General features: G+C 70.9%; 7 protein-coding genes. 2 read left to right on the forward strand and 5 right to left on the reverse strand.

Annotated elements, in window-relative coordinates:
• The 3 genes from CCN33_RS14570 to CCN33_RS14580 form a co-directional block, all read right to left on the reverse strand.
• On the reverse strand, positions 1-878 hold an 878-nt coding region (locus tag CCN33_RS14570), incomplete at its 3' end, for a phytoene desaturase family protein (protein WP_140394548.1).
• Between the two features lie 62 nt (positions 879-940).
• On the reverse strand, positions 941-3,244 hold the full coding sequence (locus tag CCN33_RS14575) for an FdhF/YdeP family oxidoreductase (RefSeq protein ID WP_086694058.1): 2,304 nt from the start codon (positions 3,242-3,244) through the stop codon (positions 941-943).
• Between the two features lie 313 nt (positions 3,245-3,557).
• Positions 3,558-4,100, reverse strand: coding sequence for a DoxX family protein (locus CCN33_RS14580; RefSeq protein ID WP_086694059.1), 543 nt, complete (start codon positions 4,098-4,100; stop codon positions 3,558-3,560).
• Positions 4,101-4,456: 356 nt separating this feature from the next.
• Between CCN33_RS14580 and CCN33_RS14585 the strand changes: the two genes are divergently transcribed.
• Positions 4,457-5,746, forward strand: a complete 1,290-nt coding sequence (locus tag CCN33_RS14585; RefSeq protein WP_086694060.1) for a YhgE/Pip domain-containing protein — start codon at positions 4,457-4,459, stop codon at positions 5,744-5,746.
• 7 nt (positions 5,747-5,753) lie between these two features.
• On the opposite strand, the gene CCN33_RS14590 is transcribed toward CCN33_RS14585, so the two are convergent.
• Complete coding sequence (locus CCN33_RS14590; RefSeq protein ID WP_244173811.1) at positions 5,754-6,782, reverse strand: cation diffusion facilitator family transporter; 1,029 nt, start codon at positions 6,780-6,782, stop codon at positions 5,754-5,756.
• A 226-nt stretch (positions 6,783-7,008) separates the two neighbouring features.
• Entirely contained in the window at positions 7,009-7,086 is a 78-nt protein-coding gene (locus CCN33_RS33790) for a 50S ribosomal protein bL37 (protein ID WP_370454205.1), read from the reverse strand.
• Between the two features lie 218 nt (positions 7,087-7,304).
• On the opposite strand from CCN33_RS33790, the gene CCN33_RS14600 reads away from it, so the two are divergent.
• The coding region (locus tag CCN33_RS14600) for a glucose-6-phosphate dehydrogenase (RefSeq protein ID WP_086694062.1) at positions 7,305-8,590 on the forward strand (1,286 nt) is incomplete at its 3' end.

Raw genomic sequence — 8,590 nt, forward strand, 5'->3', positions numbered from 1 at the left:
AAGGCGCCGGGGCCCCGGCGGAACCGCCGGTAGGCGGACCGGGTCCGGGCGGGCAGGCGGTCGCCGTAGATGGCCGCGGCCTGGCCGGGGTCGAGGTCGAGGAGCGTCACGTCGGCGGCCGGGATCTGGCGGTGGTCCGTGATGCGGACGTTCGTCTCGACGCGCCCCCCGTACTCGCGCAGCGCCTTCTCCAGCGCGCGGGCGATGGACTGGGAGCCCCCTTCGGCCACGGCCCAGCCGGCGGCGTGCCCGGAGACCAGGATGCCGAGGCCGATGGCCGAGGTGAGCGGGCGGCCCAGCGGGCGGAAGGCGTGTGCGGCGATCCCGGCCCAGAGAGCGCGGGTCTGCGGGGTACGGAAGAGACGGGCGAGTGCGACGGCGGGCAGAGTGGTCGGCAGGCCGAAGCGGGCGAGCAGCAGCGGGTGGGAGGGGACGCGCAGCAGCGGGCCCATCACCTCGCCGGCGAGCGTGTCCCAGTGCCGTACCGAGGGCTCGATCAGCGCCCGGTAGCGGTCTTCGTCGGGACCGAGGAGGCGGGCGGTCTCCGCGACGGAGCGCATCAGTACCCCCGCCGTGCCGTCGTCGAGGGGATGGACGCAGTCGACCTCGGGCAGGAGCCAGCGCAGTCCGTGCCGCTCCAGCTCCAGTTCACGCAGGGCCGGTGAGCCCACGGCCATGGGGTGGATGGCGGAACAGTGGTCGTGCAGCAGGCCGGGCAGCAGACCGTCGTAGCTGCGGGTGCCGCCCCCGACCTCGTCGGCGGCCTCCAGCAGCGTGACGTCGAGCCCCGCCTTGGCGAGCAGCGCGCCCGCGGCGAGCCCGTTGGGCCCGCCGCCGACGACCACGGCCGTGGCCCGCGACCGCGTCGTGGATGTCATGGGACCGAGTCTGCCCTACCGAGGGGTGTGCCGAGTCCTCCCCGCCCGGTGCCGGGATCCGGTCAGGTCGCCGGGGTGATGTGCACCTTGACGTGCTTCATGAGGGGCTGGTCGCTCTGGGTGCTGTAGTCGCACAGCGCGATCAGCACGTTCATCTCGGGCATGTACCCGGCCGCACAGCCGCGCGGCATGTCGTAGGGGATGGCGAGGTAGCCGTCGAGGTGGCGGTGGCTGCCGTCCTTCGCCGTGGCGACGATGTTCACCGGGTCGAACTCCGAGATCCCGCGCTCGCGCATGTCGTCCTCGTTCATGAAGACGAGTTCGCGCAGGTTCTTGATGCCGCGGTAGCGGTCGTTGTCGGAGTAGATCGTGGTGTTCCACTGGTCGTGCGAGCGCATGGTGCCGAGCGCCAGCATGCCCGGCGCGGGCACCACGTCGGCCAGCTTGGCGCTGGAGAACTCCGCCTTGCCGGACTCGGTGAGGAAGACCAGCTCACGGGCGGGCTGCTTGATGCGGAAGCCCAGCGGAAGCCGGACCCGGCGGTTGAAGTCCTCGAAGCCGTCAAGGACTTCGGACATGGTGTCCCGGATGCGGTCGTAGTCCTCGATGTACCACTCCCACGGTGTGGGGCTCGCGGGCAGCGCCGCGCGCGCCATGCCGGCGATGATCGCGGGCTCGGAGAGCAGGCGCCTGGAGGCGGGCCGCTTCATGCCGACCGACAGGTGCACCATCGACATCGAGTCCTCGACCGAGGTGCTCTGCACGCCGCCCCGCTGGTGGTCCTTGTCCGTGCGGGCGAGGCACGGCAGGATCAGCGCCTCCTTGCCGTGGACGACATGGCTGCGGTTCAGCTTGGTGCTGACCTGGACCGTCAGGTCGCAGTTGCGCAGCGCCTCGTAGCTGAACGGCGAGTCGGGCACCGCGAGGGCGAAGTTGCCGCCCATGCCGATGAACACTTTGACGTCGCCCCGGTTCATCGCCTGGAGCGTGCCGATGGTGTCGAGGCCGTGGTCGCGCGGCGGGTTGATCCCGCAGACCTCGGCCAGCCGGTCCAGGAACTCCGGCTCGGGGCGGTGGTCGATGCCGCAGGTGCGGTTGCCCTGGACGTTGCTGTGCCCGCGCACCGGGGAGGGACCGGCGCCCTCACGGCCCAGGTTGCCGCGCAGGAGCAGCAGGTTGATGATCTCGCGGACGGTGTCGACGCCGTGCTCGTGCTGGGTGACGCCGAGGCACCAGCTGATGATGGAGCGGTCGGCGTCGGTGTAGATCCGGGCCGCCTTGAGGATGTCCGCGCGGGTGAGCCCGGACTGGCGCTCCAGTTCCTCCCAGGGCGTGGCCTCGCACAGCGCCCGGTACTCCGCGAAGCCGGCGGTGTGCCGGTTGATGAACTGGCTGTCGATGGCCTTGGGGTCGGTCCTGGCCTGCTCCAGCACCGCCTTGGCCATGCCGCGCAGCAGCGCCATGTCGCCGCCGATCCGCACCTGGAGGTCGAGGGTGCTGGTCCGGGTGGCGTGGAAGGTGGCCATGTCCAGGAAGTCGTGCGGGATGATCGCCTTGGTGGCGCCCGCCTCGATGAACGGATTGATGTGCACGATCTGCGCGCCCCGGTCGAACGCCTCGGTCAGCGAGGTGAGCATGCGCGGCGCGTTGGAGGCGACGTTGACGCCGAGGATGAACAGGGCGTCGGTGGCTTCCCAGTCCTTGAGGTCGACGGTGCCCTTGCCGGTGCCGAGCGCGGCCTGCATGGCGCGGCCGCTGGCCTCGTGGCACATGTTGGAGCAGTCGGGCAGGTTGTTGGTGCCCAGCTCGCGCGCCATGAGCTGGTACAGGAAGGTCGCCTCGTTGCCGAGCCGGCCCGAGGTGTAGTACGACGCCTGGTCGGGGTTCTCCAGGTTGCGCAGGTGGCGTCCGACGAGCTCGAAGGCGTCGTGCCAGGAGATCGGCACGTAGTGGTCGGTGGCCGCGTCGTAGACCATGGGCTCGGTGAGCCGGCCCTGGTCCTCCAGCTTGAAGTCGCTCCACTCGTGCATTTCGCTCACCGTGTGGCGCGCGAACATCTCGCGGTCAGCCCTTTTGTGCGTCAGTTCCCATGTGACGTGCTTGATTCCGTTCTCACAGATGTCGAGCTTCAGACCCTTGGTGTCATCCGGCCACGCACATCCGGGACAGTCGAAACCACCGTTCTCGTGGTTCATCTTCATGATGGCCCGCGGGCCCTCGATCAGCGTTCCCTCGTCCAGCAGGAATTTGGTCACGCTCTTGGCGGCGCCCCATCCCGCGGCGGGGTGATGGTAAGGGTGGAAGTACGGCTCCCCCTTGGGGATCGGGCCCACGCGGGGTTCGAGGTCCGACTCCGCCTCCATCATCCGTGACTGTTCTTCGTCCAAGGTGCTCAAGGCTCTCACCCTTCCGCCGTCGCGGGGTGCGTCCATACCCACATATGGAGCCTCAGGCCAGACTATGTCCGGGTATCGGCACCCGCCACGCGACGCGCACCCCTTGAAAACAAGGGCCGAGCGGTGTTTTCCGGATCTGTCTCGACGCGCTTTCCCCGGCGTCGGAAATGGGGTTACCGCCAACCCGAAAAGGATGGAAAGGCACGGAATGCGGTAGGGGTGACCGAGTTCCGTGCCGCGTTCTTCAGGCGGTAACGAAAATCAAGCTCATGGGTGCGCCCCGTCACGGAGCCGGAGTGACCGGCGCCGCCTCCTGACGCCGCTGGGCCGAGAGCACCCGTTCCCGGCGGGCGACGACCACCGCGGTGCCGGCGGCGCTCAGCGCGAAGCAGAGCAGGACCAGCCGGGGCCGCTCGAGCCGGTACCCGAGGAGCCGGTCCAGGGAGTAACGGCCGGGCCCGGTCAGGCCGATGCAGGTGGCGACGTAACCGAGGTAGGCCGGGTACTCGTAGCCGCCCGCCGTGGCGAAGAATCCGTTGGGGCGGTGCACGGAGACGGCGCCGCCCATGCCCCCGGCCACGGCGGCACCGGCGGCGGGTGTGGCGAGACCGAGCGCGAGCAGGACACCGCCGCCCAGCTCGGCCGATCCGGACGCGAGGGCGCTCGCCCTGCCGGGGCGGAAGCCCACGGACTCCATGAACTTGCCCGTGCCCTCGATGCCTCCGCCGCCGAACCAGCCGAACAGCTTCTGCGCGCCATGGGCGGCCAGTACGCCGCCGGTGCCGATGCGTACGGCCAGCAGTCCGAGATCCTTGCGTCGGCCCATGGGGAGGTCCTTCCGTCGGCAGAGCGGTCCGAACTGGGTCACACGCTAGCGACCATCGGGACGGTGCGCCCCCTGACGGACGTCTGGGGCGCGCGGGACGCGGACTCCCTCGCCGGGAGGGCGCGGCCGCGGAGACGGTGCCGCCCTGGACCCGGGCTCGAGGGTCACCTCACGAGGCCCGGTACGTCAGGTCACCCGGAGCAGATGGCCGGTGTCGTGGCGGGACGTTTCGGCGTCCGCGATCTATGGTCGGCTTGCGTCCGCAGGCGTGCGGTCCGGTGGCCGGAACATGCTGGTACGGGCCCCTCGCCGCAGCCCGTTCGGCGGTTGCCGCCGACTGCACCTCTTGGAGTGGTATGGCTTCCGGGATGCCCCCGCACGCGTCCGGACCGCTGGTGAGCGCGGCGCGGCTGCTGGGGCGGTGGAAGCTGTGGCTGATGCCCGCGGTGCTCAGCTCGCTGGTCGCGCTGGTGCTGTCGCTGCTGTACATGGGCGGCATCCTCACCCCGGAGGGCAGCCTGCACCGGATGCCGGTGGCGCTGGTGAACCTGGACGAGGGCAAGCCGCTGCCGGGCCAGAAGGCCAACGTGGGCACGCGGGCCGCCCGTTCCGTCCTCTCCTCCGGCTCCTCCGACGACCGGGTCCGCTGGCGCCCGATGTCACGGGCCAAGGCGCAGGACGAGCTGGCGTCGGGCCGGGTGTACGGCGCCCTGGTGATCCCGGCGGACTTCACGGCGACCGTGGGCGCGCTGGCCACCCCGGACGCCAAGTCCCGCCCGGAGCTGACCGTGCTGACCAATCCCGGCGTGGGCAGCCTGGCCTCCTCGCTGGCGGGGCGGATCACGCAGAGCGCGGCGCACCAGGTGTCGGTCTCGGTGGGCAAGCAGTTGTCGGCGTCCCCCGAGGTGAAGCGGGCGAGCGCGGCGACCCGTGTGCTGATCGCCGACCCGGTGGAGGTGCGGACCCGGGTGGGCCATCCCATCGGCGCCCACAGCGGGCTGGGGCTGAGCGCCTTCTACTACGCGCTGCTGCTGGTGCTGGCCGGGTTCATCGGCGGCAACATCATCCACAACGGCGTCGACAGCGGCCTCGGCTACGCCGACACGGAGATCGGCCCCTGGCACTCGCGGCGTCCGACGGTGCACATCAACCGGACCCAGACGCTGATGCTGAAGATGGTGATGACGGCCGGCCTCTCGCTGCTCACCACCTCACTGATCATGCTGGCGACGATCGGCCTGCTGGGCATGGACGCCCCGCACGCCGGTCTGCTGTGGGTGTTCTCGTACTGCGCGACGCTGACGGTCGGACTCGGGGTGCAGGCGATCAACGCGGCGTTCGGCAGTCTGGGCCAGCTCGTGTCGATGTTCGTCTTCATCGCGTTCGCGCTGCCGTCCTCGGGCGCCACCGTGCCGCTGGAGGCGGTGCCGGGCTTCTACCGGTTCCTCGGCGCCTTCGAGCCGATGCGCCAACTGGCCGCCGGGGTACGGGCGATCCTCTACTTCGACGCCCGCGCCGACGCCGGGCTGGGGCGCGGCTGGATGATGATCGCGATCGGCTTCGTGGTGGCCCTGGCGTTCGGCTTCGCGGCGACCCGCTACTACGACCGCCGGGGCCTGCACCGGATGGTGCCCCAGCCGGGCTGACCGCCCGCTACTCCGGAGGGGCCGGCGGAGTCGTGCGCGGGGGCGTCGGGTCCAGGTAGACGCGATTCACCGCCGGGATGAGGGTGCGCAGCCGGGTCTCCGCCTCCTCGCAGGCCCACTCGATCTGGGCGGAGGTGGAGACGTCGCGGAAGTCGACCTTGGCGGCGATGAGGATCTCCCCCGGCCCCTGCACCAGCGTGGTCAGCTCCATCACGTCCTGGACGGCCTCCACGGAGAGCAGTTCCCGGCGTACGGCCTCCCGCATCGGCTTGGGCAGGGCGCGGCCGACGAGGAGTTCGGTGTTGGCGCGGCCGAGGATGTAGGCCACCACGATGAGCAGCACTCCGATGAGGATGGAAGCGATGCCGTCGAAGATCCCGGAGCCGGTGAGCTGGCCGCCGAGCAGACCGAGGGCGGCGAGCACCAGGCCGATGAGCGCCGCGGAGTCCTCCATGACGACGGCCTTCACGGCGGTGTCGGGGGTGTGCTGGAGGTAGCGCAGGATCGGCACCCGGAAGTGCTCGGCGCGGCCGGTGGCCTGCCGCCAGCCGGTGCGCAGGGAGAGCCCCTCCAGCAAGAAGGCGACGGCGAGCACGATGTAGGAGATCACCGGGTCGCCGGGCTTCTCGCCGTGGGTGAGGGCGTGGATGCCGTCGTACACGGCGAAGACGCCGCCGCCGACGAAGGTGGCGACGGAGGCGAGCAGCGCCCAGATGTACCGCTCCGGGCCGTAACCGAGGGGGTGGTCCTCGTCGGCGGGTTTCTTGCTGCGCTTGAGGGCGACGAAGAGCAGGCCCTCGGTCATGGTGTCGGCGACCGAGTGCCCGGCCTCGGCGAGCATGGCGCTGGAGCCGCTGAGCACACCGGCGACGGCCTTGGCCAGCGCGACGCCGAAGTTGGCGGCGGCGGCCACGAGGACGGTGAAGGTCGAGCCGCCCGCGCCGGGACCACCCGCGGAGCCCACACGGTGGTCCAGGTAGGGGCCGCTGCCCGCGTTCGGCCCTCGTTCCATTCCGGGTTCACCCTCTTCGCTCATATCCGGACAGTAACCCCCTTCCGTGATCTCACCCGGCGGCACGGTGCGCGCTCCACTCTCGGCCGCCCACCGGGCACCGGCCAGCGCTGCCGCCCGTACGGGGGATTCGGATGCCCCTCGGGCCGGGTCGGGCCGGGCCGGGACCGCGGCCGCATCCGAGGAGTCTGGAAACGGGACGGGCCCGGTCGCCCCGTGGTGGGGTGACCGGGCCCGGTACGGCCGTCGCTCAGGACTGGGGCCGCTTGCCGTGGTTGGCGCCGTTCTTCCGGCGGGCCTTCTTCTTCCGGCGTCGCTTCGAGGACATGCGGGCCTCCTTCTGGCGTGGTCGGACACGTTCGGTACGGGGACGGATGATCTCCTGCCCCGCGGTCCGGACACCATACATGCGGGTATGCCGCACGAGCACAGTCGCCGGGCGCGCGCCCCGAGTCGCGCGCCGGGTCCGGGGCACGGACGATACGAGAGACCGAGAAAGGGGGCGCCGTCGCGCGCGCCCGCCGCCGGGACGAGGAGCATCCGCCGATGGCCGGAACCTGGGAAGCCGACACTCTGGTGATCTTCGGGGTGACCGGGGATCTCGCGCGGAAGATGACGTTTCCCGCGCTGTACAAGCTGGAGGGCCGGGGGCTGCTCGCCTGCCCGGTGGTCGGTGTCGGCCGCCGCGAGCTGAGCCACGAGGAGCTGGCCGACCTGGTCCGTACGGCGGTGCAGGAGGCGGAGGAGTCCGTCGACCGGACGGTGTTGGAGCGGCTGACGGGCCGGATGGCCTATGTGGCCGGAGACCTCACCGTGTCCGAGACCTATGGGCGGCTCGCCCAGGAGCTGGGGCGCCGCAGGCGTCCGCTGTTCTATCTGGAGACCCCGCCCGCGCTGTTCGCGCCGATCGTGGACCAGCTCGCCTCCGCCCGGCTGCTGGGGCAGGCGCGGGTGGCGCTGGAGAAACCGTTCGGACACGACCTGGCATCGGCCCGCGCCCTGGACCGCAAGCTGACGGCGGTGCTGGACGAGAACCAGATCCTCCGGGTCGACCACTTCCTGGGCAAGGAACCCGTCATCGAGCTGGAGTATCTGCGGTTCGCCAACTCCGCGCTGGCCGAGCTGTGGCACCGGGGCAGCGTGGTGGCCATCCAGATCACGATGGCCGAGGAGTTCGGCGTCGAGGGTCGCGCCGGCTTCTACGAACAGGTGGGGGCGCTGCGCGATGTGATCCAGAATCACCTGCTGCTGGTGCTGGCCCTGGTGGCGATGGACCCGCCGGTCGGGCCGAGCGCGACCGATCTGTGGGACAAGCGGATCGAGGTGCTGCGCGCCATGCCGGAGGCGGACGTGCACGCCTACGTGCGCGGCCAGTACGTCGGCTACCAGCAACTGCCGGGCGTGGCACCGGACTCGACCGTGGAGACGTACGCGGCGCTCCGGCTGGAGATCAACAACTGGCGGTGGGACGGTGTGCCGGTCTTCATCCGCGCGGGCAAGCGGCTCCCGGTACGGGTGACCGAGGTACGGCTGATCCTGCGCGAGCCTCCCCGGCTCGGCTTCCTTCCCGACCCCGGCCAGGTCGCCGGCAACCAGATCGTGCTGCGCATCGACCCCGAGGCCGGGATGCGCCTCCAGCTCTCCGCACTGGACGAGGAGTCGGCCTGGCGCCCGGTCCCCCTGGACACCATCTTCGCCCGCGAACTCGGCAAGCCCCTCGCCCCGTACGAGCGCCTCCTGTACGCGGCCCTGACCGGCGACGACAAGTACTTCGCACCGCAGCGCGCGGTCGAGGAGTGCTGGCGGATCATCCAGCCCCTCCTCACCTATCC

The organism is Streptomyces recifensis, assembly GCF_002154615.1.
GTDB lineage: Bacteria > Actinomycetota > Actinomycetes > Streptomycetales > Streptomycetaceae > Streptomyces > Streptomyces griseoluteus.